This is a genomic window from Paenibacillus sp. RU5M (assembly GCF_900221055.1).
In the GTDB taxonomy this organism is placed as follows: Bacteria; Bacillota; Bacilli; order Paenibacillales; family Paenibacillaceae; genus Paenibacillus; species Paenibacillus marchantiae.
On record NZ_OBQM01000002.1, the window covers coordinates 718,129 to 740,883 of the forward strand.

The following is a 22,755-nucleotide window of genomic DNA, read 5'->3' on the forward strand; positions in this document are numbered from 1 at the left end:
ACCGTCCTTTCTAACCCTTTAGCATTGCCTGCTTTATTCCCATTATACACGTATTGCCAGTGACATTACACGTGACACTTATCACGTATATCACTGGCAATACGGTTAACGCTATCCTATTTATTAATGATTCTAGGAATTAGCTTCCTCTTCTTCAGCACTTTCAGCTGGCTGTTCTTGAATCAATCCGGCAAACAACGCATGTACGAATTGCTCCGAGTCGAATGGCTGCAGATCATCAATTTTCTCACCCAGTCCGACCAGCTTCACAGGCAGATCCAACTCCTGACGAATTGCAACAACAATACCACCTTTGGCGGTACCATCCAGCTTCGTCAGTACAAGTCCAGTTACCCCGCTCTTCTCTCCAAAGAGTTTGGCCTGATTCAGTGCATTCTGACCTGTAGTTGCATCCAGCACCATTAATACTTCATGAGGTGCTTCCGGAATTTCACGTTGAATGACACGATAGATTTTGTTGAGTTCGTCCATCAGATTGGATTTATTTTGCAGACGGCCTGCTGTATCACAGAGCAATACATCAGCACCCCGCTGCTTCGCAGCCTGTACAGCATCATACATTACAGCTGCAGGGTCAGAACCTGATTGTTGCTTGATGACTTCCACACCAGCACGTTGTCCCCATACTTCGAGTTGTTCGATCGCTCCGGCACGGAACGTATCACCTGCTGCCATAATGACCTTTTTACCCTGCTGTTTGAAGCGATGGGCCAGCTTACCAATCGTTGTTGTTTTACCAACACCATTAACACCAACAAACAAAATGACCGTAATGCCATCCGGATTCATTTTCAGTTCATTATTCTGCTCGCCACGAAGCAAACCCGTCAGTTTTTCGGACAATACAGGCTGTAGTTCAGCCGCATCCTCAATTTTACGTTTTTTGACCTCATCACGCAGATCTTCAATCAGTTTCATGACCGTATTGACACCTACGTCGGCTCCAATCAGAATCTCTTCCAATTCTTCATAGAATTCCTCGTCGATTTTTTTGCGACGGATAACGAGATCCGATACTTTCTCTACAAGGCCTTTACGCGTCTTTTCCAACCCGTCCTTGAACTGTTTGGTAACCGACTCCGTTTTGCTTGCAATGCTGTCTCTCAGCTTTTTAAAAAAACTCATAAAGCCCCTCCATCGTGTACATTTCTTAGTTTAAATGATATTAGATGAGTTCATGCGTGACAACCAACTCAAAGATTAGGCAATGACAGCTTCCTCATCTTCCAGTTTAACCGAAACGAGCTTGGATACTCCGCCCTCTTCCATCGTGACACCATACAGCACATCCGCTTCTTCCATTGTGCCTTTGCGATGTGTAACAACGATGAATTGTGTTTGTTCCGAGAACTCACGCAAATACTGGGCAAAACGCACCACGTTGGCTTCATCCAGTGCCGCTTCCACTTCATCCAGTACGCAGAACGGTACCGGCTTAACATGCAGAATAGCGAATAAGAGAGCCATCGCGGTCAACGCTCGTTCCCCACCGGATAATAGCTGCAGGTTTTGCAGCTTTTTGCCTGGTGGCTGTGCGACGATATCAATGCCCGTATCGAGCAAACGCTCAGGGTCCATCAATACAAGATCCGCGCGACCTCCGCCAAACAGCTTGGTGAAGACAGCCCCAAACTCCCGGCGAATCGCATCAAATGTTGCCTTGAATCGTTTGGCCATCTCGTCTTCCATTTCTCGAATAACCTGATACAACGTTGTTTTGGCTTCAACCAGGTCATTCTTCTGCGTGCTGAGGAACTCATACCGTTCGTTAACCCGCTGGAATTCCTCGATGGCTCCCAGATTGACGTCGCCAAGAGCTGCAATGCTGCGCTTCAGTTTCTGAACCTCAGTTTGTGTGCTCTCCACATCTTCTGGTACTGGATAACGCTCTTTGGCGAGTTCATAACCGAGCTCATACTCATCCATCAGTTTGCGCAGAATATTTTCCAACTCAACATCAAGTCTGTTCACGGAAATTTCCGTTTGTCGCATCTGTTCCTCCACAGCTTTCAGCTGTGTGCGCTGTTCCTTCGTTTCACTCTCGGCAAGCTCAAGCTTCTTCGACAGCTCGCTTCGGGCAGCACGCTTGAAGTCCAGCTCCTGTGCAGATTCCGCTTTTTTCAGCTTGTATTGGTTAAGATCTTCAATCTGTTTAACACTCTCAGTCTCTGTTTTCTTCAGATCGGCTTCCATGGAGGCCAGCAACGTACGATTTTGACGAAGATCCTTCACCAGTGAATCCACTTCGCGCTCCAGACGACGCAATTGCTCCTCGTTGGAGAATCGTTCCTGATCCAGTTTCCCCTCTCGGACTTTCAGATCAGTGAGTTGGGTCTGCAATTCCTCCTTCGCCGATTCATTCGCTTTACGCGCAAATTCTGCGGCATGAATGGCCCTATGGGTCGCCTTCTCTTCTTCCTCAAGCTGCTCCAGCTTCTTCACGGCAACATCGCGAGCTGTATCCATCTCTTTGATTTCTTCGGTAAAGCCACTCTTCTCCTGCCCAGCTACGGCAACCTGTTCCAGCACGTGACGCAGCTCATGCTCAACCTGCTTCATTTCCATTGAAGCCTGCTGTTCTGCATTCCGGGTGTCGTCTCCAGACTGACGCAGCTCGTCCAGCTTGTCCTGGCACTGCTCCAGTTGAGTTTTTACATCATCCACACTGCGATGAAGTTTTACGATCTGATTTTCGGTATCCAAAATATCCTGGTCCAGCTGGTCCAGCTGCCGTTTGCGACTGAGCAGACTTACATTTTTCTTGTGCTGGCTACCACCAGTCATCGAACCACCCGCGTTAACCACATCGCCTTCCAGGGTTACGACCCGGAAACGATATTGGCAGCGAGCCGCGATCTTATTGGCATCCTCCAACTTCTCCGCAATAATGACATTTCCGAGTAAGCTTCCAATGATCGCAGCATAACGTTCTTCGTATTGTACGAGATCCGCACCAATTCCCACAAAACCATCCATGCCTTCGATCATCGAACGTTCACCCGCACCAATGGTACGTGCACGAATAACATCCAGCGGGAGGAACGTAGCTCTGCCCAATTGACGTTGTTTCAGAAAAGCGATCGCCTGTCTGGAAACCGATTCATTCTCCATGACGACATGCTGCAGGGAAGCGCCCATCGCTGTCTCTACCGCAAGTTCGATCTTTTCAGGCACTTTAACGAGCTCTGCAACGGCTCCATGAACCCCGTTCAGTGTACCTTTGCGTGATGCCTTAAGAACTTCTTTGACACCCAACATGAAACCGTCAAAATCATCCTGCATCTCTTTCATTGTATCGCGACGGGAGACCTGGGCTTCACGCTTCTGCTCCCATTTACGGACAGTTCCCCGACTTTCTTCGAGCAGCTTCTGCAACGATTGGAGACGTTCACTTTCCGTAATGTAACCACCGCGCAGATCACTGATTTCCTTGCCCAAGCGAACAACTTTTTTCTCAATCTCCGATTTGCGGGCTTCCAGCGTTTCCTTCTGGCCTTCCCACTTGCCGGATTCCTCTGTCGCGCGATTCATTCGCCGTTCCAGCGTTTCTATCTGTTGGTCCGCGTAACGAATTTCATTTCGTGTCTGAGCCATCTGATTCATCAGTTCCAGCAAGTTGCCCTTAAGGCTTTCCTCCTGCTGTTGGCTAATGCCGCCAGTAACACCGACAAGTTTGGCCTCTTCTTCGGATAGGCGGTTTCTTACATCATTCAATTCCAGTTCAAGCTTGGCAAACTTTTCGCGTAATGCAAGTAACTCGGCTTCACGCTCCCGATGTCTCTCTTCACTCGCTGCAAGCGTCACTTTAAGCTGTTCCTGGTTCGTCTGCAGATGACGCGAACGCTCCTTGAGCAGTTCTCCTAGCCCTTCGCTCTTCTCCGTTGCTTCACTGAATTGCAATAAGGCCGATTGCAGCTGTTCCGTCTCCGTCTCCAGCGTACGCAGTGCATTTCGGTCACTTTCCAGCTTGGCATCATGAGTGGAGACGATAGCCGCCAATCCGACTTCTTCCTGTTTCAACGATTCAAGTCGTTGGTTTGCTTTGCTCCAGGAAGCGTGAATTTGTTCAATCTGATACACATACATAGAGATTTCCTGCGATTTCAGCTGTCCACGTAATTCCTTATAATGGATTGCTTTCTCCGATTGTTCCTTTAACGGACCAATCTGGTCTTCCAACTCGGTGACAAGGTCATGAATACGCAATAAATTCTGTTCCGTCTCATCCAGTTTGCGAGTAGCATCCCGTTTGCGAGATTTATATTTAACAATACCTGATGCCTCTTCAAAGATCCCCCTGCGATCCTCTGAACGGGTACTCAGAATCTCTTCGATTCGCCCCTGTCCAATAATCGAGTAAGCTTCCTTTCCGATCCCGGTATCCATAAACAATTCGGTAATATCCTTCAACCGACACGACTGCTTGTTGATAAAATATTCACTGTCTCCGCTGCGATGTACACGACGCGTTACCGTTACTTCACCAAAATCCAAAGCAAGCGCATGATCTTCGTTATCCAGCGTTAACGAAACTTCACCAAAATTAACAGCCTTCCGTGCATCACTGCCGGCAAAAATGATATCTTCCATCTTGCCACCACGCAGTGATTTGGCGCTTTGTTCCCCAAGAACCCAGCGTATGCCGTCTGAAATGTTACTTTTGCCACTTCCGTTCGGGCCCACAACAGCGGTTATGCCACGAACGAATTCCATTTCCGTTTTGTCGGCGAATGACTTGAATCCACCCAGTTCAATCCGTTTCAAAAACATAGGGTTTCCCGTCACCTCCTCTTGCAAATTTCAAATGTTGCATTCAGCGCCTAGTTATCGAACAGGAAAAGAAAATCCTGATCCTCCTTACAAAAAAAAGAGCAAAAAGCAGTCCGGCCGATAAATTCCGCCAGGCGGACCCGCGGGCTGCTCTTTGCTCTTCGTTTGTCTATGCGCTTACGGTAAAGCTCAGGCTTCCGGAAGCTTCAGTCGATCCAGTGCTGCGGATGCAGCCTGTTGTTCGGCTTCCTTTTTGGAACGTCCTGTACCTCTGCCAAGCCGTTCTTGACCCATATGGACCTCGGAGACAAACTCCCGTTCATGGGCAGGGCCCCGTTCCTCAACAATACGGTATTCCAGAGCTCCCATATTGTGATGCTGAGTGAGTTCCTGCAATTCCGTTTTGTAATCGCTCATTTGCAATTTGCTGCCCAGAACGATCAACGGAAATACATGCTGATCCAGAAATGTCCGGACAGGCGCCAATCCCTGATCCAGATATAATGCACCGATGAAAGATTCAAACACATCCGCTAACAAAGCCGGTCTAGTTCGTCCTCCCGTCAGTTCCTCACCTTTACCAAGAAGTACATACTGCCCAAAACCCAACGCTTCAGCAAATTTGACGAGGGAAGGCTCGCAGACAATGGATGCCCGCAGCTTAGTTAATTCACCTTCCGGCCGGTTAGGAAACAAGTGATACAAGTATTCCGACACAGTCAGTTCCAGTACCGCATCGCCCAGAAACTCCAGACGCTCGTTATCCTGATGCTGACTGAACCGGTGTTCGTTTACATAAGAAGCATGGGTAAACGCTTGTTTTAAAAGCTGCCTGTTGTCAAATTTGATTTGAAGTTTGTGTTGTAACTGCTTCAGATCTTCACTCAAACGAACTAGCCCCTTATGCTTCAAATTTTTTGAGAATAATGGTGGCATTGTGACCGCCGAACCCAAATGAATTGGACATGGCAATGTTGACTTTAGTTTGACGTGGAACGTTTGGAACATAATCCAGATCACATTCCGGGTCCTGATTTTCCAGGTTGATTGTTGGAGCAAGCGTCTGATGTGTCAGCGACAATCCGCAGATTACAGCTTCTACGCCACCAGCAGCACCAAGCATATGACCTGTCATCGATTTGGTTGAACTCACAGCAAGCTTGTACGCATGATCGCCAAACGCTTTTTTGATCGCAAGCGTTTCGGATCTGTCACCTACAGGTGTTGATGTACCATGTGCATTGATATAGTCCACTTCTTCTGGTTCGATACCCGCATTACGAAGAGCCATCTTCATGCAACGAGCTGCTCCGTCCGGATCAGGCTCCGTCATGTGATGTGCATCGCCAGTGAGACCGTAACCAATTACTTCGCCATAAATACGAGCACCACGTTTTTGAGCATGTTCAAGGGATTCAAGGATCAGAACTCCCGCGCCCTCACCCATAACAAACCCGTCACGTTCTGTATCAAAAGGACGGCTCGACTTAGCCGGATCATCATTACGTGTAGACATGGCACGCATTGCACAGAACCCAGCCAGACCAGTTGGTCTAATGGTTGCTTCCGCACCGCCACAAATCATTGCATCCGCATCACCGTTTGCAATCAGCTTGAAGGAATCTCCAATGGAGTGTGTTCCTGTAGCACATGCCGTTACCACGTTGATGTTAGGACCTTTCGCCCCGAGAGAAATCGACATCTGGCCAGAAGCCATGTTGGAGATCATCATCGGAATGAAAAATGGGCTTACGCGTTTAGGACCTTTTTGCAGCAATGCATTATGTTGGTCCTCCCAAGTACCCAATCCACCGATACCCGATCCGATCGACACACCAAAACGCTCTGCATCAATGTTCTCGTCAATTTTCAGACCACTGTCTTCAACGGCTTTGAAACCAGCTGCTACAGCGAACTGAACAAAACGGTCCATTTTACGTGCATCTTTGCGATCCATGTATTCTTCCGGGTTGAAATCCTTGATCTCGGCTGCAATTTGAGTGGTATATTCACTTACATCAAACGCCTCAATCTGAGAGATTCCGGACTTACCTGCCATTAAACTGCCCCAGAACGTTTCCAAATCTTTTCCGAGCGATGTCATTACGCCCATTCCGGTAATTACAACTCTTTGTTTCAAACCGACTCACCTCTATATCGACTGCATTACGCAATTATTTTGTGGGAATATCCGCAAGCAGACGTCTAGCCAAGCAGGACCCGGAGATCCGTTTGACCAGCGCCGCTTGCGGAATGAGAAAAACCAATGAATGATGAGAAGTCCCGCCTGTTCGAAAACAGGTGCGGGACTGAATTGACTTTAGGTATGAGATTGTATGTAGTTTACAACTTCACCTACGGTCGTGATTTTTTCTGCATCTTCATCAGAGATTTCCAAATCGAATTCATCTTCCAATTCCATGACCAATTCCACTACATCCAAAGAATCAGCACCCAAATCTTCTTTGAAAGATGCTTCAAGTGTAACTTCAGCTTCGTCTGCGCCCAAGCGGTCGACGACGATGCGTTTTACACGCTCCAATACATCGGACATCCGGTTCACCTCCTCCTTGGTATTATACGAGAATCGCAGGCAAAATGCCATAGAAGACATATGCGGCTCCCGGCCGGGGAACCCGGCCTTTTTCCGGCATTTCGGATCGTCCAGCGCCTGTTCCCCGACTATTGTTCAAGTCCGGGAAGAATTACATGTACATGCCACCATCAACATGCAGTGTCTGCCCTGTCATATAAGATGAAGCTTCTGAAGCCAGGAACGTGACAACACCGGCGATTTCATCCGGTTGGCCCAGACGGGACAACGGAATACCGTTCAACATGTTGTCCACGATCTCCTGGGACAATTCCTTCGTCATATCGGTCTCAATAAATCCTGGTGCAACGCAGTTAACTGTGATGCCGCGGGAGGCAAGCTCACGAGCAGACGCCTTCGTCAAACCGATGACCCCTGCCTTGGCAGCAACATAGTTTGCTTGTCCAGCATTTCCGAGCACACCCACAACAGAGGAGATATTGATAATTCTACCAGACCGTTGCTTCATCATTGGACGTGTAACCGCCTTAAGGCAGTTAAACACCCCTTTGAGGTTGGTTTCGATCACCTGATCAAATTCCTCTTCCTTCATACGCATGATCAGATTATCACGGGTAATTCCAGCATTGTTGACAAGAATATCAACGTTGCCCCATGCCTCAATGGTAGCTTTGACCATTTGTTCGGCTTCGTCCATCTGGCCCACATTCGCTTGAATCGTAATTGCCTGGACACCTTTGGCACGAATCGCTTCCGCTACTTCCTCAGCTGCCGCTTGACTGCCCGCATAATTCACGGCCACGTTGGCGCCAGCCTCGGCCAAAGCGAGTGCAATACTGCGCCCAATACCACGGGATGCACCGGTAACAAGCGCATTTTTGCCGTGTAATGGTTTAGACATAATCATTCCTCCTTTCCCCAAATCTAATCATGGTTAATCAAATTAGTGCAGCTGCAGTTGCTTCAAGCGTCTCAAGACTGTTTACATTGTACAGTTTAACGGTTTTATCTGTTTTTTTAATCAAACCTGTTAACACACTGCCAGAACCAATCTCGATAAAGGTATCTACACCTTGCTCAATAAGCCATGTCACACTGTCTTCCCATAAAACCGGAGAATAGACCTGAGCTGTCAATAAATCCTGAACCTTACCGTCTTCCACAGGTCTTGCAGTCACATTTGCAACTACAGGGATATCCCCAGGTGAGAACGAAACAGTTTTCAGTTTCTCAGCCAGCTTCTCTGCTGCATCCTTCATTAAGGAAGAATGGAACGGACCGCTTACTTCAAGTGTGATGGCACGTTTGCCGCCCGCTTCTTTGACCCGTTCAGCGACAGCAGATACCCCTTCCTTCACACCGGAAATCACGATTTGTCCCGGACAGTTGATGTTGGCAAGTTCAACCGCATGACCACTTTCGGATACGTCCCGGCAAAGCACCCCCAGCGCTTCCCGATCCGCACCCAATACCGCAGCCATTGCACCCTGTCCACCAGGAACAGCCTGTTCCATATATTGACCGCGTGCCCGCACAATGCTTACCGCGTCCGCGAACGAAAGAACGCCCGCCGCGACCAGTGCACTGTATTCACCCAGACTGTGTCCGGCCGTATAATCAGGCTGAATTCCTTTTTCTTTAAAAGCCTCAAGCAATGCAATACTTGCTGTCAACAGAGCCGGTTGTGTATTCGATGTCTGTTTCAACTCGGTCTCTGGTCCCTCAAAAACAAGATTGCTCAGCGCGAAACCTAGCGTTTCATCGGCTGTGCGAAAAATCTCTGTTGCCGCAGGCACAGACTCATACGCGTCCTTGGCCATGCCCACAGCCTGCGATCCCTGTCCGGGAAATACAAATGCTATTTTACCCATCCAATTCATCTCTCCCAGCTGTCTAGTTTACCAAACGAGTACTGATGCGCCCCACGTCAATCCGCCACCGAAACCAACCATAAGCACAGTATCTCCGGCTTTCATGCGGCCTTCTTCAGCAGCTTCTACCAGAGCAAGCGGAATGGAGGCTGCAGATGTGTTGGCGTATTTATCCACGTTGACTACAACTTTCTCTTCAGGAAGCTCAAGTCGCTGCATTGCAGATTGGATAATCCGGATATTGGCTTGGTGAGGAACAAACAGATCCACGTCCGTACGTTCCAGGCCAGCCTTGCGCAGAACTTCAATCGTCGCTGTACCCATCACCCGTACTGCAAATTTAAACACTTCACGGCCATTCATGTAAATATAATGTTTTTTGTTCTCAACCGTTTCTACGGATGCAGGCAGACGGGAACCTCCGCCCTCCATTTGAAGCAGGCTTCCGCCCGCACCTTCAGCTCCGAGATCGAATGATTTAAATCCACGGCCTTCCGGCACTTCACCAACGATAACCGCACCGGCGCCATCGCCAAACAGCACACAGGTATTACGGTCGGTATAGTCAGTAATGCGAGACAAGCAATCTGCACCAATAACAAGTGCATTGTTGTACATGCCGCTTTGGATAAAGCTCGTTGCTGTTGCCAGACCGTATACAAATCCGGAGCAGGCAGCAGACAAGTCAAATGCCGCAGCGCCCTTGGCACCAAGCTTATCTTGCAAAATACAAGCAGTAGAAGGGAATGAAGAATCCGGTGTAATAGTTGCCACAATAATCAGATCAAGATCGCTGCCAGTCATGCCAGCAGACTCAAGTGCTTTGATCGCTGCCTCGTATGCCAGATCTGAAGTCGCCTGATCCGGTGCAGCGATGTGACGCTCCTTGATTCCTGTACGACTGACGATCCACTCATCATTCGTATCTACCATTTTCTCCAAATCGCTGTTTGTCAAAATTTTCTCAGGTACATATTTACCAGTACCGATAACCCCTACCGGGCGCAAATTATTCATGTCTTCACTCACTTCCCGCTAATTTCCTTAGATATGCTCTCCACCAGCTGGTTCTGTACTGCAATCCGTGCTTGGCGCACAGCATTTTTGATGGCATTGCCATCAGCCGATCCATGACTTTTCACCACAAGTCTGCTCAAACCGAGGAGTGGTGCACCACCATGCTCGGTATAATCCAGTTTCCGTTTCAAACTGCGCAGCTCAGGCATGAGCACAGCAGCAGCCAGTTTGCTTTTGAGCGATGATGAGAATTGTTCCTTAAGCAGAGCGAAAATGGCACCTGCTGTGCCTTCGAGCGATTTCAGCAATATATTTCCGGCAAATCCATCACATACAAGCACATCACACGCACCTGTAAGCACATCACGGGCCTCTACGTTACCAACAAAACGAATCGGAAGTTGCTCCAGCAACGGATAGGCATGTTTGGTCAACTCATTCCCCTTACCGGGCTCCGTTCCCACATTGAGCAGGCCCACTCTTGGTGACGCAATTCCCTGCACTTTTTGCCGATACAAGCTTCCCATCAGACCATACTGTGCGAGGTGTTCCGGTTTGGCATCCATATTCGCACCAAGATCAAGTGCAAGTACACCCACATCATCGATCGTTGGAATCATGGGTGCAAGCGCCGGGCGCTCAATACCTTCCATACGACCTACTACAAGCAAGCCGGCTGTCATCAGTGCTCCGGTATTGCCCGCAGAGATCATGGCGTCTGCTTCGCCTTCCTTAAGCATACGACCTGCAACCACCATGGAGGCATCCTTCTTGCGACGGACTGCCTTTACCGGTTCATCATCCGAACCGATCACTTCGGAAGCATGCCGAATAGTCAGATTAGCAGGTTTGGCGCCTGACTGACTCAGAAGAGGTTCCAGCTTGGCTTCATCGCCGACCAGGACGATCTGTGTATCCGCCCATTCCGTAGCCGCGGCGATCGCACCTTCTACTGTTGCCGCAGGTGCGTTATCGCCTCCCATGGCATCAATGACGATTTTCATCCCAAATGACCTCCTTCTACGCTGTCTTCTCCACCTGAATGGTAGATTACAAAGTTGCCTTGAAACACCATTTCTTCACCCACATAAGTGAACACTTCTACTTTGGCTTTGCCCTTTTGACCCGGAATCGATCTCACATAGGCCTTCGCAATACATTTCTCGGCCAAATGAACCGAACGAACAAAACGAATGTCTGCGGACGCCGTCAGTGCAATCTCGTCATTAATAACGGCTACAGCCAACGAGTTGGCCTGTGCAAAAACATAGTGTCCCCGAGCAATGCCCGTTCTCGAAAATACGTGTTCTTCCTTAATCTCAAACAAGGAAATCCCGCTCTTGTCCAGTTGCAAGTCCACAATATCACCGATAATCTCATGCAGGGGCAACGAGCGCACCTGATCATAGGAACGCTCCGCCATCAGTTTCATCCGCTCCCGAAGCTCGGGAATCCCAAGCTCCAGTCTGTCGAGACGAATCGTCTGAATACTCACCTTCAATTGGCGTGTAAGTTCCTGATCCGTCACAAACGGGTTGTCTTCGATCATTTTGGTTAACTGCTGCTGCCTCTGTCTCTTCGGTACACGTTCGATGCCTGACACCCCCCGCTGTATCGTTTAAGGAACCGCCCAATCCGGTCAGTTCAATACTCTTTCACGTTGCTTCTATAGTTGCATCCCTGTTCAGCAGGGTCGTTCTCACACGAATCATGGTTCATGTTTATGTAACGTCAAATCTTAGAACCTGGTACTAAACTATAGTATATCTCATCCCGTGTCAAAAAGAAAGGCTGGGTGAACAAAAACAATCCTGCCTTGCGGAGCCTGGCTTCACAGCCCCGAACACAACCAGTAACGAGCCTTACTAAAATATCAAAAACGTATATTGAACTATATTCACGAAGATAGAATACAGGTAAAGGTAGTTATTTTTGCGATGCTATAGTCTAAAAAAAGTAGCACCTCATCGAAATGAAGTGCTACTTGATGTCTAGCTATTATTGAGAGATGATCTCTCTTGCTTTGTACGTTCCGCACACTTTGCATACGTGGTGACTAAGCTTCAGCTCGCCACATTGTTCACATTTCACCATACCCGGTACTGCCAATTTAAAGTGAGTGCGACGTTTGTCGCGACGCGTCTTGGATGTTCTCCGTTGAGGTACTGCCATTATTCCCACCTCCTTATCAAAATAAACCTTTGCAGGTAGTTGTTACAATGTTCGATTTTCAATCATGCTCATTTAAAAAAATCCTTGAGCCCTGCAAGCCGCGGATCGATAACTTGGTTATCACAACCGCAGTCACCTTCGTTCAGCTCATGGCCACACTTGGGGCATAACCCTTTGCATGTATCGCTACACAGCGGTATAAACGGAAGATTCAGCAGAAAAGCTTCCTCAGCATAACCCTTCAGATCAACGCTATCTCCATCCACATAGAAAGTATCGTCGTCTTCGTGCAATTCCTCTGGCTGCTTTCCCTTCTTGAATTGCTCATGAAAATCAATATGAAAATGTTCATTAATCGGCTTAAGACACCGGGAGCACAACATGTCCACTCCTACTGTCAGCTTGCCATGAACATCCACAACGTCTCCCTCTCTGAACTCTGCAGATAAATCTGCAGTCAGCGGGGTAACGGCTGTGATATCTTGTCGGTTAGAAACCAGTTCCTTGATATCCCACTGTTCATTAAACTGCAGGGGACCATCACTGGTAGCCACTTTGCGAAATGGCATTAACATTTCCCATCACTCCAAACGAAACCAATCTCATAATTAAAGTTAAACGCCTAACGACAGTTATACAGGTCAAACCTGACTCTTGCAACACATCAAATTCCTGACTGTATGTAATCTGACGATTCATCGTTAAAAGTATTATGAAATTGACTTAACAAACAAAAATCATTATACCGATTTTTCAAGACGTTTGTCAACACTTTTAACTTTACACCCTTTTTGAAATTGACGATCCTAATCCGCATTCGATCTCTGATACATTATAGGCTTACTGTAAGTTAAACTACAAGTCATGCATTTTGAAGGCGGGTTCGGGCTATATCGATCTGAAGGATTCTTTTCTTTTTCGTTGTACACACTGCGATATGATTTGAACAAAGGTATATCCATGTCCTATTATGGAACAAGATGAGCTCACATATTATCGGGCTAGGAAGAGAAAGATTGATCCCCATTTGAATATTTACCGAAAGGAGCGCGTTCTCATATGAAAGCCGTTGGCGTCATTGTTGAATATAACCCTTTACATAACGGACATGTCTACCATCTGAGTGAAGCAAGGCGGCTCAGTGGAGCAGACGTTGTTGTGGCTGTGATGAGCGGCCCTTTCCTCCAGCGCGGCGAACCCGCCATCGTGGGCAAAAGGGCACGCACTGAGATGGCGCTGCATGCTGGCGCCGATCTGGTGCTTGAACTGCCGGTTGCCTATGCTGTACAACCGGCCGAGTGGTTCGCCTTTGGTGCGGTGTCACTTCTGCACCGCACAGGCGTGGTGGACTCGCTCTGCTTTGGCAGCGAGTCCGGCGACCTGGACAGCCTGCAGCGCATTGCGCGCGTGCTGGCTGTGGAGCCCGCAGGGCTGCGCGAGGATATCGTGCGCCGCCTGCGGGAAGGCGCCAGCTATCCCGCCGCATACGCAGGTGCGGCGGCGGCACTGGCGCCTGGCGGCGTCGATGCGGAAGACGCCGCTGCACTGCTGGGGCAGCCCAACAATTCGCTTGGGCTGCATTACCTGATCGCGCTGCAGCGGCTGGGCAGCGCGATCAAGCCCTTTACGGCGGCGCGTACCGGTGCCGCGTATCATGAGGCGACGCCCGGACCGGGGGCGATCGCCAGTGCAACTGCCGTCCGCCGCCTGCTGATGACGGACGGGCCCGAAGCCGCCGCGCCATACGTGCCGGCGGCAACCCTAGCCATTCTGCGGCGCGAATGGCAGGAAGGGCGCGCTCCCGTGCACTGGGAGCGCTTTGCACAGCCGCTGCTGCACATCGCGGCCACACGCCGTGCCTCCGAGCTGGAGCAGATCGCCGAGGTCACGGAAGGACTCGAACACAGGCTGAGCCGTTCACTTGCTCAGCTCCCGGAGCCTTCAGTCGAGGCGTTGCTGAACGCACTTAAAACGAAACGGTACACACGCACAAAGCTACAGCGCATGCTGACCCATATCCTGCTGAATCATACCAAGGTCGAATGTTCGCCCGAGAAGCTGGCTGAAGGGCCAGCGTATCTTCGAGTGCTCGGGTTTAATGCACAAGGGCAGGGCCTTTTGAAACAGATGAAAAAGACGGCTTCTCTGCCTGTTCTGCTGAAACCATCAACCTTTGTCCATAACCAGTTGGAACTGGATGTACAAGCTCAGGCAGCATATGCACTCGCCTGTGAACACATCGATACACGCATGATGTACAGCGACTACTATGAACCACCTGTGAGACTTTAACTCTACGTTCAGTCATATCCATAGCTGGTTCAACATAAACGATTTCGAAGCCCCAAGTTCAATGGATCGACTCACAAGTTTTTGCGGGAGCCAACGCTTACGCATAGATTGATGCAATCCTGATCTACGGGTATAAGATTAATCAAACTCTGTTGATGATGCGTTGTTTAATATCGACTACTCAAACAAAATCCCCCTATCGCACACCGATTCGGCATCGTTGCAATAGGGGGATTTCACATCATTCTCATATTGGTTCAAGCATTATTCGTTGCGAATAATTGTTTTAGGATTTGACAGACAAGGTTTTCAGATAAGCCAGCGCATCATCCACTGTGCTAACAGGAATGAGTTTCATTTTGGTGCCAATTTGTTCAGCCTTAGTTTCAGCTTCTTTATAATTATCCTTCGGCACAAAGAAAAACTCCGCTTCTTTCCGGTCTGCCGCAACAATTTTGTGCACAACGCCACCAATTGCGCCAACCACACCCTCTTTGTTAATAGTTCCAGTGCCAGCAATCCGGTGACCTTTCGTCAAATCTCCAGGGGTCAACTGATTGTAAATCTCCAGGGTGAACATCAGTCCGGCAGATGGACCACCTACCTGAGTATCCGTGAAGGAAATCTGTTTATCCGGATCTTCTGCTTTCACTTTCTGAACCGCTCCGATCATGACACCCAGTGCCGGGCGAACTTCACCGGTTTTGCTATCTTTCACTTCAATCAGTTGAACGTCGCGGCTGATGGTCTCTCCGCCTCGCTCTAATTGCATCTCAACCGTTTCTCCGACCTTTTTGTTTTTTAACTGTTCAGACAGCACTGTATTGTCCGGAGTTGCCGTTCCGTTTACACCCAAAATAATATCTCCGGGCTCAATATCTCCCTTAGGTTTTGGATCTTCGGACAGCCCAAATACAAAAATATGCTCAGGAACAATGGAGTATTTCACTCCTGCCTGCTCATAAGCCGCCTCCATTGCCGAGGATTGTGAATCACTCATGAACCAGACCTGTTCGGCAGAATATTCCGCTTCGCTTTTGCCGCGCAGCCGATCTTCTTTTTTATCCACTTGTGCATTTCGGTTAAACAAGGAGGTTCCTAGCAAAAACACATTGGCGTATGTTGCCGACACTGTCGTCATCATAAACACACCACGTTCTTCCTTATCTCCCTCTTTCACGGTAACCATGGGTTTTACTTCGTCGGCACTACCAGGCATATAAATGATATATGGCGTTGGCATATATACCGCAACATAGACGACCAGAGCCACCACGATCACAAAGATCGAAGCTCTGAATCCGCCAGATTTCCGAATCCGATTCATTGCATGAGCCCCCGTTCTTTGCGTATCTTTCAATAATTATAAGTCTAACACTCTCATGCTTTTGCATACAATGGTACAGGCCGGATAGGCCGCTGTTTACAGTAGCTTATCCGGTCAAGGCCGAAGCGTCCACGGACGTCATTCGGCCGTCCACAACTAATCCTGGCCGAGTGTATGCGGCACGATCCATATGAGGTGAAACAATGACAATGCAGAGCGAAGTTACGGGCTCTGGACCGTTACGAACGGTACTTATGAGTACAGGCGCTTTATTGCTGGTAATTGCAGTAGTTGTATCTCCGAAAGATGCATTCGATGCCTCTATTCAAGGTTTAGACATTTGGTGGAAAATCATCTTTCCTGCCATGCTTCCATTTCTGATGTTATCCCAAATGCTGACTGCATTCGGCTTTACCCACGCACTTGGCGTCTTATTAGGGCCATTAATGCAGCGCTGGTTCCGTCTGCCGGGCAAAGCCGGACTGGCCATTGTTGTCGGCATGTGTGGCGGCTTTCCGGCAGGAGCAGATACCGCCTCCCGCCTAGTGCAGGATCAACAAATTACCGCCAAACAGGCGGGTATTGTCGCATCAGCATCTCATTTTGCCAATCCATTGATGATTATACTTGTCATCGGTGCAGCTTTTCTTCATCAGCCTGCTGCTGGATATTTCCTTCTGATCGTTCACTGGGTTAGTGGATGGATTGCAGCCATGATCGGAGTACGACTCCTACCCAAGGAATCAAAAGAGGAAGAATTCCCAACTGCAAACCCTTCTTCGTATAAACGACGGAGCCTATGGTCACAAATGATGCTTGCAGCCCGCGAAGCCCAGAAACGTGACGGACGCGGGTTCGGCAAATTGCTTGGAGACACGGTCTCCCAAGCTGTACAAACTTTAATGATGACCGGAGGATATATGATTGTGTTTGCCGTGTTTGTTCGGCTGCTCACTCTCTATATCACCCCCGGTACTTCAGTTGCTTTTTGGCCCTCACTGCTGGAACTGCATCTCGGAACTTATCACCTGAGTCAGAGCCCACTGACACCCGTTCTGCTAATGTCTTTGCTTGCAGCTGTTCTCGGCTGGGGTGGTCTGTGCTCTCATCTGCAAGTCTCCGCCGTGCTGAAAGCTGCGGGACTTGCCACAACGTCCATGTTGTATTTTGCCGGAATCCGCCTGCTTCATGCATTGGTTGCATTTTTAATCAGCTTGCTGCTGTGGCTGCCATTCAGCCGTTACAGCTCCGAAGTCTGGGCTACGTTTCAGAACAATCCGGGCAATGGTTTGACACCTTTCCTAACCAAGCAGTCCCTGGTAGGCATGAATACCTCCGACATCATCGATGCCGTCTGGATTGGTTTCCCTGCTGCCTGTATCGGTCTGGCATTGCTGCTCACCATCATGATCTGCCTATCCGGGCTGACCTTTTGGTTTAACCGCCGGTTTTCTCGCTAATTTTCTGACGCAACGCAGCTTCCACTTCAGGTGAGACCAGATCGGTGACATCTCCATGGTAGTGGGCAATTTCCTTGACGATGCTGGAGCTCAGATAAGAATATTTCGGATTGGTCATCATAAAAATGGTTTCCGCATCCGGATTTAACTTGCTGTTCGTCGAAGCCAGCTGAAGCTCATATTCAAAATCCGTCACCGAGCGGATACCGCGGACAATGACCTGAGCATCTTTTTGCCGTACATAATTTGCCGTCAGATCACGGAAGCTGTCCACCTCCACATTAGGCAGATGACTCGTGACTTCCGTAATAAGACTCTTGCGTTCTTCCACCGTAAATAATGGATTTTTGCTCATATTATTCAACACAGCCACGATGACGCGATCGAACTGCTTCGACGCCCGGGCAATAATGTCCAGATGCCCCATAGTTACGGGATCAAAACTGCCTGGATATACGGCAATTCGTTCCTGACGATGTATCATTTCACTCATGAGGAGCCTCCTCTTCTGCTGCGCTAGGTTCTCCATCTTCTGTTGTTGCAGCAGGTGCATAATAATAGATGGATACAGCTGTCTCCCCATACAATGCCTTGCGCGTTTGTTCAAACGGGCCGAATTGCTCAGGGTAACTATATTTGGATTCATATTCAAGCACAATGGTCGCTTCCGGTTCAAGCAGATCCAGTTCGTGCATCGTAAGCATTAACTCGTCCCCATTTTTCATACGGTAGGGTGGATCCAGAAATACGAGATCAAATTGTGTGTTTCGCTTGGCGAGCGCCTTCAATGCACGACTGGCATCATTCCGGTATATGGCCGCCTGATCTTCCAGCTTGGTTGCTTTCAGATTTGCACGGATCACTTCAATACTTTTCGATTCCAAGTCAACAAAAACAGCCTTGTCCATGCCGCGGCTCAGCGCCTCAATACCGAGACCTCCACTGCCTGCAAACAGATCCAATGCTGTACCGCCCTCAAAATAAGGGCCAATCATACTAAACAACGCTTCCTTCACCTTGTCGGTGGTCGGCCGCGTCCCTGTGCCAGGAACAGCCTTCAGCGGTCTGCCTTTCGCACTCCCAGATACCACTCTCACTGATGAGTCACCTTTTCTCTCTATGTAAGTTTATTGATAAAGCTATCGTACCACAATCAGGTTCAGTTTGAAAAATAGTGCGTCTGCTTTCTCTCTAGAAAATTGTTGACGCAATTGTTGACGGATATGTATAAAAAGGAAACTTTCCGGCCATCCTGTAATTATCGACATCACAAGTGTCGTAGACAACCGCGGAGAAGACTTACGTTTCCCCATAAGCTCTTCGTCCGGTTTCTCCTCTCCCATGAAAGGGGCTCTCGAAAGAGGGCCCCGAATTTGTTTTCATAATCCCTTATGTACCAAGGGTTTTCCCTTTGTATTAAATTATATCAAACCTTAATTCCACTTAGTTGTTGACGGATTGTTGACGGACTCACGAAATGAGTCTATTTTTTGATTTTTACAGTCAATTTCTTATCACTTAAGTACGTGATCTCTCTATACATTTTATCTGCTTCTTTTCGAGGCAGTGAAGCCTTCAATATATCTACGATGGCTGTGTGATCTTCCGATGTTTTATCCATGCCTTGCATCTCCTCGCTGATTGGTCAGGTGTTTACCTAAATTTTCCGGCATGATATAATGTGCCGAATCTTATTTTTCTCTTGCTTAAGAAGGAGCTCTCTATCATGGAAGCAATCCGTGGGAGATGCTTACTTCAATATTGGCTTGACCACCGCAAAATGACTCAAGCCGAATTCGCACGCCGAACAGGTTGGTCCAAAAGGATGGTCTCGTTTATCGCAACGGGCCGGAGTCCGATGAATGCAGAAGCGATGTATGTGGCTTCTTTGATCTTGGATATACGAATGGAACAACTGTACGAGTGGGAAATTAAGAAGTAAGTCGCGGTTTTGCCGCGCTCCCCCGGGGTATTTGAGTACTATAATAGTACCTAACCTTACATCAAGTCCTCTCACCTTCCTTTCTTTCCTTATCTAACTCCTCCTAGTTTAATTAAATAACATATTCCATAAGTTGTAAAAGGTTTTTCCCCGGGCGAATTTTGGCGTTTCGACAACAAATTTCGACAGACATAAGCATCATTTTATGCTTATATTATAATCGTAAAAAAAATAGCCGCCGTGGCGACTATCTCCCAAATCCAAAAAGTCTCTTTTTACTAGTAATCCGAGAACTACATCTATTTTCAAGCTGCGTAAACTCCTTTAGAATTCGCGCGAACTTATCTTTCCCCAGAGTACACTTCTTCGATTTCTTGGTTGGTTCATCTTCAAAATAAGCCAACATCAGGTCCATGTCCACACACGCGATACTATCTACATTTATTAAACAACCTCTATCCGCCATACGGAATCTGTAGCCACTTGAATTCAAGAAGTCTTCCAAAAACGTTAATGTAGCCACATAAAAGTAAATATTGTCTTCTGTATGGACAACAACTCTGTAGTCGTCATTCTCCAAATGAGTGATCTCCCTGATTGGCACATTAGTTCCGCCAGTCTTACCGTTTCGATCTTTAGAAACCGATAAAGAAACTAACTCATACACAAAATCACCTCATAACATCCACTATTTTTCCAACAATTCTTTAGGTGTGTCGCCTTGATATATAAAAAGCACGCTCGCAGGTGTAACGATAAGCGCAGCGAGTGAAGCTAGTCCAGTAGCAAGTCCGTATAGGTACCCTTTTTTCATCTTTTCACCTCCTTCAACTTAATAAGTGTTATACACTGTACGAAAAATGTTACTGCTAATATAGACGACATGAACAAAAAGTTTGTTGCTATTAATATTATCGACAGGAATTTTAATTTTGGATAGTGTTTCTGGTCTATCTTAGATTGTTTTTCTATCCTGGAAGGTGCAAATAAGTATGCAAGTAATATGCTCAGGGAGTTAAGTGAGAAAACAGCCCAGTCCGACATGTCGATTAACGAAATTGCAGTAAACAATGCCGTTGTTACAACAACACATTTATCGCCTGACTTTAAATGAATACCTCCTGATACAACGCGCAGTAAGGCAAATGAAACAAGAATAACGCATACTTCTTTGAAGCGCCCCGTCCATAGACCAATTGAAATCGTTAGAAGAATAATAGCAACTGTATTTATCAAAACAGCGATTGTGAAACGGAAAACAGCAATTGATGCTGGGTGATCCGGAACACGTTTTTTTAAACCGACGGCCAAACGTTGGGATATATTCTCAATCATTCAAAGCTCCTATCCTTCATAACTGAAAAGTAAAGCAGATATCCGAGCGTCACTGCGAATAACAGGACCAACAACATTAGATTATTTACGTAAAGAACAAATGAAATAATACATAAAAACAAGACCATCAGAATACTTGTGATAATTTCTTCAAGTTTAAATTTCATCTTTTCAAATGGTACAGATATGCCGTACCCGAGCTTATACGGTACTACTCCCACTATAAACACGACAATAGCTGTTGCAGTTTGAAGCGCATAGCCGTTGGATACAGTAGATTGCGCGGCCTCTATAGAACCAAAAAGGATAAAAGTTAGCGCGGCCTGGATTAATCCAAACCCCGCAAAGCCTGCGAGAGTGACGATAAGCGATCCGATCAGCGGAATTTTAACAACGACAGCATAATAGAAGACAAAGATTAGAATATTTATTAAAGGAACGTAGTTGGCTAGTGATAATTCATTCCGCAAAATGAAACTATCAAGGTTCATTAAGAAAATCACGATTAGCGCCGACCCAGCATATTTGAAAGGTTTGTACCTAAAAATATACATACTGAGTAGGAACCAAGAGAACGCTTCTAGTGTAGAAAAAAACATAAATCCAAACGCTTCCTGCATTATTGCTACACCGCCCCAAGAGATAATAACTTATATAGTCATTATATAGGAGCATGTGGCAATTCCATAGCCAAATTCATACAATTTTCAGGTGTTAGCTGAAATTATTTCTGCGATTGAAATTTCCCTTTCATCATCTTCTAACAACAGGTTGACCTTATTCATTCTTTGGTTGATCCCCACAACAACTCCACTAACTGGTTCATCATAAAACGGGTTAAACACAACCAGATCCACTTTCAATTTTTGGTTGTAAGAATCCGCCAACGCGCGAACAATTTCTTCGATGGCCTGTTCGTCCAGAACTGGTTTTCCTCTGCGCTGTTGTTCCCTCTCTTGCTGAAGCATGGCTTCGAGATGTTCAGGCATAATAAACCTCGACCCTTCATAATAGCCATTCTCTCCTAGTCTTTGTACCATAGGTTATTCCTCCAATTGATAAGAACATACGTTTGTTTGTATTATATGCGAACGTACGTTCTTTATCAATAGGATTTACGGAAATAGCACGCACTTATACTTGTTGAACTTTAATACCGTTTTCCTTGCGGTAATCAATTACGAGCTTCCGCCAGAAGTCGTAACTGCCCGTGCTGTCGGAGATGTACGGCTTGTAAAACTCATATGCCGACTTCGCCCAGCTCGGACAAGTCATATTAGCTTTTGCTTTTTCCGCCTCAATCCACTTGCTCTGAGCGTCTACTGTAGCTTTAAGGTCATCCATTTGTTTCTTTTCTGCTGTTGTCATTGCTTCCCCATCTCCATTCTTGATTCGTTGCACTTCTGCCTGAATACCAGGAATAAACCCGCGAGATGCAGCCAAGCGAGTATTCCCGTGTCCGAAAAAGTTTGTACCTGGGCATGTCTTACTGGATCGTCCTTGGATATAGTCACCCAACCAATCGCCAGCAGGCGTATACCAGGCGTGGTAAACGATATGATTTGTGTCTACCGGGATGTTCAGCTTGATTGCCAAGCAAGCGTACAAGTGCAGCACAGCCTGTCTCTGTAAATCAGTCATGGTATCTCCGCCGATATCAAAATTACCGATGATCTCCACACACAAAGCTCCTGTATTTGCTCCTTTGATGCCAGCGGGAATCGTGTTTAGGTTTCGATCCAAACTGATTGCTATTTTCCCATCCTCGAAAATTGTGATATTCTGCCCGGTGCCGTTCCAACCGTTTGCTAGATGAGTGTTGCGAATACCTTCCAAACACTTGAAATGGTCTTGGTTCTTGCGTGTGGCGTAATTAGGTAACCACGTATGATGGACCTGGAGTTTAGTTATAGTCCTGCTGATTTTCTGCTGTTGAAGCCACCCGAAGAATTCGGATGACTCCAACAACAAGAAATTCCCTTTAGTAATCATGA

26 protein-coding genes are annotated in these 22,755 nt (G+C 47.4%); 3 read left to right on the plus strand and 23 right to left on the minus strand.

Annotated features, from left to right (window positions below; genetic code table 11):
• Positions 1-132 precede the first annotated feature (132 nt).
• From ftsY to CRO25_RS09110, 12 genes are all read right to left on the minus strand, one after another.
• Positions 133-1,146 (minus strand): signal recognition particle-docking protein FtsY, encoded by a 1,014-nt coding sequence (gene ftsY, locus CRO25_RS09055; RefSeq protein WP_063564665.1) that lies wholly within the window; start codon positions 1,144-1,146, stop codon positions 133-135.
• A 75-nt stretch (positions 1,147-1,221) separates the two neighbouring features.
• Positions 1,222-4,791 (minus strand): chromosome segregation protein SMC, encoded by a 3,570-nt coding sequence (gene smc, locus CRO25_RS09060; RefSeq protein ID WP_079694701.1) that lies wholly within the window; start codon positions 4,789-4,791, stop codon positions 1,222-1,224.
• Between the two features lie 189 nt (positions 4,792-4,980).
• A complete protein-coding gene (gene rnc / locus CRO25_RS09065) occupies positions 4,981-5,679 on the minus strand; it encodes a ribonuclease III (RefSeq protein ID WP_024630178.1) in 699 nt (232 codons plus the stop codon).
• A gap of 13 nt (positions 5,680-5,692) precedes the next feature.
• Positions 5,693-6,931, minus strand: a complete 1,239-nt coding sequence (gene fabF / locus CRO25_RS09070; RefSeq protein WP_024630177.1) for a beta-ketoacyl-ACP synthase II — start codon at positions 6,929-6,931, stop codon at positions 5,693-5,695.
• 180 nt (positions 6,932-7,111) lie between these two features.
• A complete protein-coding gene (gene acpP / locus CRO25_RS09075; protein WP_024630176.1) occupies positions 7,112-7,345 on the minus strand; it encodes an acyl carrier protein in 234 nt (77 codons plus the stop codon).
• A gap of 151 nt (positions 7,346-7,496) precedes the next feature.
• A complete protein-coding gene (fabG, locus tag CRO25_RS09080) occupies positions 7,497-8,246 on the minus strand; it encodes a 3-oxoacyl-[acyl-carrier-protein] reductase (protein WP_064639092.1) in 750 nt (249 codons plus the stop codon).
• Between the two features lie 37 nt (positions 8,247-8,283).
• Entirely contained in the window at positions 8,284-9,216 is a 933-nt protein-coding gene (fabD, locus tag CRO25_RS09085) for an ACP S-malonyltransferase (protein ID WP_079694702.1), read from the minus strand.
• 27 nt (positions 9,217-9,243) lie between these two features.
• Positions 9,244-10,233, minus strand: coding sequence for a beta-ketoacyl-ACP synthase III (locus CRO25_RS09090; RefSeq protein ID WP_063564927.1), 990 nt, complete (start codon positions 10,231-10,233; stop codon positions 9,244-9,246).
• An 8-nt stretch (positions 10,234-10,241) separates the two neighbouring features.
• The gene (gene plsX, locus CRO25_RS09095) at positions 10,242-11,237 is read right to left on the minus strand and encodes a phosphate acyltransferase PlsX (RefSeq protein WP_079694703.1); all 996 of its coding nucleotides are present in this window, start codon (positions 11,235-11,237) and stop codon (positions 10,242-10,244) included.
• Entirely contained in the window at positions 11,234-11,782 is a 549-nt protein-coding gene (fapR, locus tag CRO25_RS09100) for a transcription factor FapR (protein WP_063564670.1), read from the minus strand. Before fapR ends, plsX begins: the two co-directional genes overlap by 4 nt.
• 449 nt (positions 11,783-12,231) lie before the next feature.
• Complete coding sequence (rpmF, locus tag CRO25_RS09105) at positions 12,232-12,405, minus strand: 50S ribosomal protein L32 (RefSeq protein ID WP_017689233.1); 174 nt, start codon at positions 12,403-12,405, stop codon at positions 12,232-12,234.
• Between the two features lie 68 nt (positions 12,406-12,473).
• On the minus strand, positions 12,474-12,980 hold the full coding sequence (locus CRO25_RS09110) for a DUF177 domain-containing protein (protein WP_063564671.1): 507 nt from the start codon (positions 12,978-12,980) through the stop codon (positions 12,474-12,476).
• Between the two features lie 484 nt (positions 12,981-13,464).
• On the opposite strand from CRO25_RS09110, the gene CRO25_RS09115 reads away from it, so the two are divergent.
• Positions 13,465-14,697: a nucleotidyltransferase gene (locus CRO25_RS09115; RefSeq protein WP_079694704.1), complete on the plus strand. Its 1,233-nt coding sequence runs from the start codon at positions 13,465-13,467 to the stop codon at positions 14,695-14,697.
• A gap of 286 nt (positions 14,698-14,983) precedes the next feature.
• Here CRO25_RS09115 and CRO25_RS09120 read toward each other — a convergent pair whose 3' ends face one another.
• On the minus strand, positions 14,984-16,024 hold the full coding sequence (locus tag CRO25_RS09120) for a SepM family pheromone-processing serine protease (protein WP_064639097.1): 1,041 nt from the start codon (positions 16,022-16,024) through the stop codon (positions 14,984-14,986).
• Between the two features lie 203 nt (positions 16,025-16,227).
• Between CRO25_RS09120 and CRO25_RS09125 the strand changes: the two genes are divergently transcribed.
• Positions 16,228-17,484, plus strand: coding sequence for a nucleoside recognition domain-containing protein (locus CRO25_RS09125; protein WP_079694705.1), 1,257 nt, complete (start codon positions 16,228-16,230; stop codon positions 17,482-17,484).
• Here the strand turns inward: CRO25_RS09125 and coaD are convergent.
• The 4 genes from coaD to CRO25_RS33275 form a co-directional block, all read right to left on the minus strand.
• Positions 17,462-17,968 (minus strand): pantetheine-phosphate adenylyltransferase, encoded by a 507-nt coding sequence (gene coaD / locus CRO25_RS09130; protein ID WP_090807427.1) that lies wholly within the window; start codon positions 17,966-17,968, stop codon positions 17,462-17,464. The genes CRO25_RS09125 and coaD overlap by 23 nt on opposite strands.
• Position 17,969: 1 nt before the next feature.
• Positions 17,970-18,581, minus strand: coding sequence for a 16S rRNA (guanine(966)-N(2))-methyltransferase RsmD (gene rsmD, locus CRO25_RS09135; protein ID WP_079694706.1), 612 nt, complete (start codon positions 18,579-18,581; stop codon positions 17,970-17,972).
• Positions 18,582-18,623: 42 nt separating this feature from the next.
• Entirely contained in the window at positions 18,624-18,827 is a 204-nt protein-coding gene (locus tag CRO25_RS09140) for a hypothetical protein (RefSeq protein ID WP_079694707.1), read from the minus strand.
• 140 nt (positions 18,828-18,967) lie between these two features.
• Positions 18,968-19,105 carry a hypothetical protein gene (locus CRO25_RS33275; protein ID WP_175381370.1) on the minus strand — a complete coding sequence of 46 codons (138 nt, stop codon included), beginning with the start codon at positions 19,103-19,105 and terminating at the stop codon, positions 18,968-18,970.
• A gap of 105 nt (positions 19,106-19,210) precedes the next feature.
• Between CRO25_RS33275 and CRO25_RS09145 the strand changes: the two genes are divergently transcribed.
• Positions 19,211-19,426 carry a helix-turn-helix transcriptional regulator gene (locus CRO25_RS09145; RefSeq protein WP_217504646.1) on the plus strand — a complete coding sequence of 72 codons (216 nt, stop codon included), beginning with the start codon at positions 19,211-19,213 and terminating at the stop codon, positions 19,424-19,426.
• 247 nt (positions 19,427-19,673) lie between these two features.
• On the opposite strand, the gene CRO25_RS34265 is transcribed toward CRO25_RS09145, so the two are convergent.
• From CRO25_RS34265 to CRO25_RS09175, 6 genes are all read right to left on the minus strand, one after another.
• Positions 19,674-20,093: a LytTR family transcriptional regulator DNA-binding domain-containing protein gene (locus tag CRO25_RS34265; RefSeq protein ID WP_079694708.1), complete on the minus strand. Its 420-nt coding sequence runs from the start codon at positions 20,091-20,093 to the stop codon at positions 19,674-19,676.
• A gap of 21 nt (positions 20,094-20,114) precedes the next feature.
• Positions 20,115-20,240 (minus strand): AgrD family cyclic lactone autoinducer peptide, encoded by a 126-nt coding sequence (locus tag CRO25_RS09155; RefSeq protein WP_079694709.1) that lies wholly within the window; start codon positions 20,238-20,240, stop codon positions 20,115-20,117.
• Positions 20,237-20,761, minus strand: a complete 525-nt coding sequence (locus CRO25_RS09160; RefSeq protein WP_079694710.1) for an accessory gene regulator ArgB-like protein — start codon at positions 20,759-20,761, stop codon at positions 20,237-20,239. The genes CRO25_RS09155 and CRO25_RS09160 overlap by 4 nt, the downstream gene beginning before the upstream one ends.
• On the minus strand, positions 20,758-21,381 hold the full coding sequence (locus CRO25_RS09165; RefSeq protein WP_097115751.1) for a hypothetical protein: 624 nt from the start codon (positions 21,379-21,381) through the stop codon (positions 20,758-20,760). The genes CRO25_RS09160 and CRO25_RS09165 overlap by 4 nt, the downstream gene beginning before the upstream one ends.
• 87 nt (positions 21,382-21,468) lie before the next feature.
• Complete coding sequence (locus CRO25_RS09170) at positions 21,469-21,801, minus strand: YolD-like family protein (RefSeq protein WP_079694712.1); 333 nt, start codon at positions 21,799-21,801, stop codon at positions 21,469-21,471.
• 94 nt (positions 21,802-21,895) lie between these two features.
• Complete coding sequence (locus CRO25_RS09175) at positions 21,896-22,753, minus strand: peptidoglycan recognition family protein (RefSeq protein WP_079694713.1); 858 nt, start codon at positions 22,751-22,753, stop codon at positions 21,896-21,898.
• Positions 22,754-22,755 lie beyond the last annotated feature (2 nt).

Excerpts from the sequence above, each read along its gene's own strand:
- CRO25_RS09120 (WP_064639097.1), bottom strand. The coding sequence starts at position 16,024 with ATGAATCGGATTCGGAAATCTGGCGGATTCAGAGCTTCGATCTTTGTG.
- ftsY (WP_063564665.1), bottom strand. The coding sequence starts at position 1,146 with ATGAGTTTTTTTAAAAAGCTGAGAGACAGCATTGCAAGCAAAACGGAG.
- CRO25_RS33275 (WP_175381370.1), bottom strand. The coding sequence starts at position 19,105 with ATGGATAAAACATCGGAAGATCACACAGCCATCGTAGATATATTGAAG.
- CRO25_RS09115 (WP_079694704.1), top strand. The coding sequence starts at position 13,465 with ATGAAAGCCGTTGGCGTCATTGTTGAATATAACCCTTTACATAACGGA.
- smc (WP_079694701.1), bottom strand. The coding sequence starts at position 4,791 with ATGTTTTTGAAACGGATTGAACTGGGTGGATTCAAGTCATTCGCCGAC.
- acpP (WP_024630176.1), bottom strand. The coding sequence starts at position 7,345 with ATGTCCGATGTATTGGAGCGTGTAAAACGCATCGTCGTCGACCGCTTG.
- plsX (WP_079694703.1), bottom strand. The coding sequence starts at position 11,237 with ATGAAAATCGTCATTGATGCCATGGGAGGCGATAACGCACCTGCGGCA.
- CRO25_RS09140 (WP_079694707.1), bottom strand. The coding sequence starts at position 18,827 with ATGGGAGAGGAGAAACCGGACGAAGAGCTTATGGGGAAACGTAAGTCT.
- rpmF (WP_017689233.1), bottom strand. The coding sequence starts at position 12,405 with ATGGCAGTACCTCAACGGAGAACATCCAAGACGCGTCGCGACAAACGT.
- fabG (WP_064639092.1), bottom strand. The coding sequence starts at position 8,246 with ATGTCTAAACCATTACACGGCAAAAATGCGCTTGTTACCGGTGCATCC.
- coaD (WP_090807427.1), bottom strand. The coding sequence starts at position 17,968 with ATGATACATCGTCAGGAACGAATTGCCGTATATCCAGGCAGTTTTGAT.
- fapR (WP_063564670.1), bottom strand. The coding sequence starts at position 11,782 with ATGATCGAAGACAACCCGTTTGTGACGGATCAGGAACTTACACGCCAA.
- CRO25_RS09145 (WP_217504646.1), top strand. The coding sequence starts at position 19,211 with ATGGAAGCAATCCGTGGGAGATGCTTACTTCAATATTGGCTTGACCAC.
- CRO25_RS09170 (WP_079694712.1), bottom strand. The coding sequence starts at position 21,801 with ATGGTACAAAGACTAGGAGAGAATGGCTATTATGAAGGGTCGAGGTTT.
- CRO25_RS09160 (WP_079694710.1), bottom strand. The coding sequence starts at position 20,761 with ATGATTGAGAATATATCCCAACGTTTGGCCGTCGGTTTAAAAAAACGT.
- CRO25_RS09125 (WP_079694705.1), top strand. The coding sequence starts at position 16,228 with ATGACAATGCAGAGCGAAGTTACGGGCTCTGGACCGTTACGAACGGTA.
- CRO25_RS09110 (WP_063564671.1), bottom strand. The coding sequence starts at position 12,980 with ATGTTAATGCCATTTCGCAAAGTGGCTACCAGTGATGGTCCCCTGCAG.
- CRO25_RS09155 (WP_079694709.1), bottom strand. The coding sequence starts at position 20,240 with ATGAAAAAAGGGTACCTATACGGACTTGCTACTGGACTAGCTTCACTC.
- CRO25_RS09090 (WP_063564927.1), bottom strand. The coding sequence starts at position 10,233 with ATGAATAATTTGCGCCCGGTAGGGGTTATCGGTACTGGTAAATATGTA.
- fabD (WP_079694702.1), bottom strand. The coding sequence starts at position 9,216 with ATGGGTAAAATAGCATTTGTATTTCCCGGACAGGGATCGCAGGCTGTG.
- CRO25_RS09175 (WP_079694713.1), bottom strand. The coding sequence starts at position 22,753 with ATGATTACTAAAGGGAATTTCTTGTTGTTGGAGTCATCCGAATTCTTC.
- CRO25_RS09165 (WP_097115751.1), bottom strand. The coding sequence starts at position 21,381 with ATGCAGGAAGCGTTTGGATTTATGTTTTTTTCTACACTAGAAGCGTTC.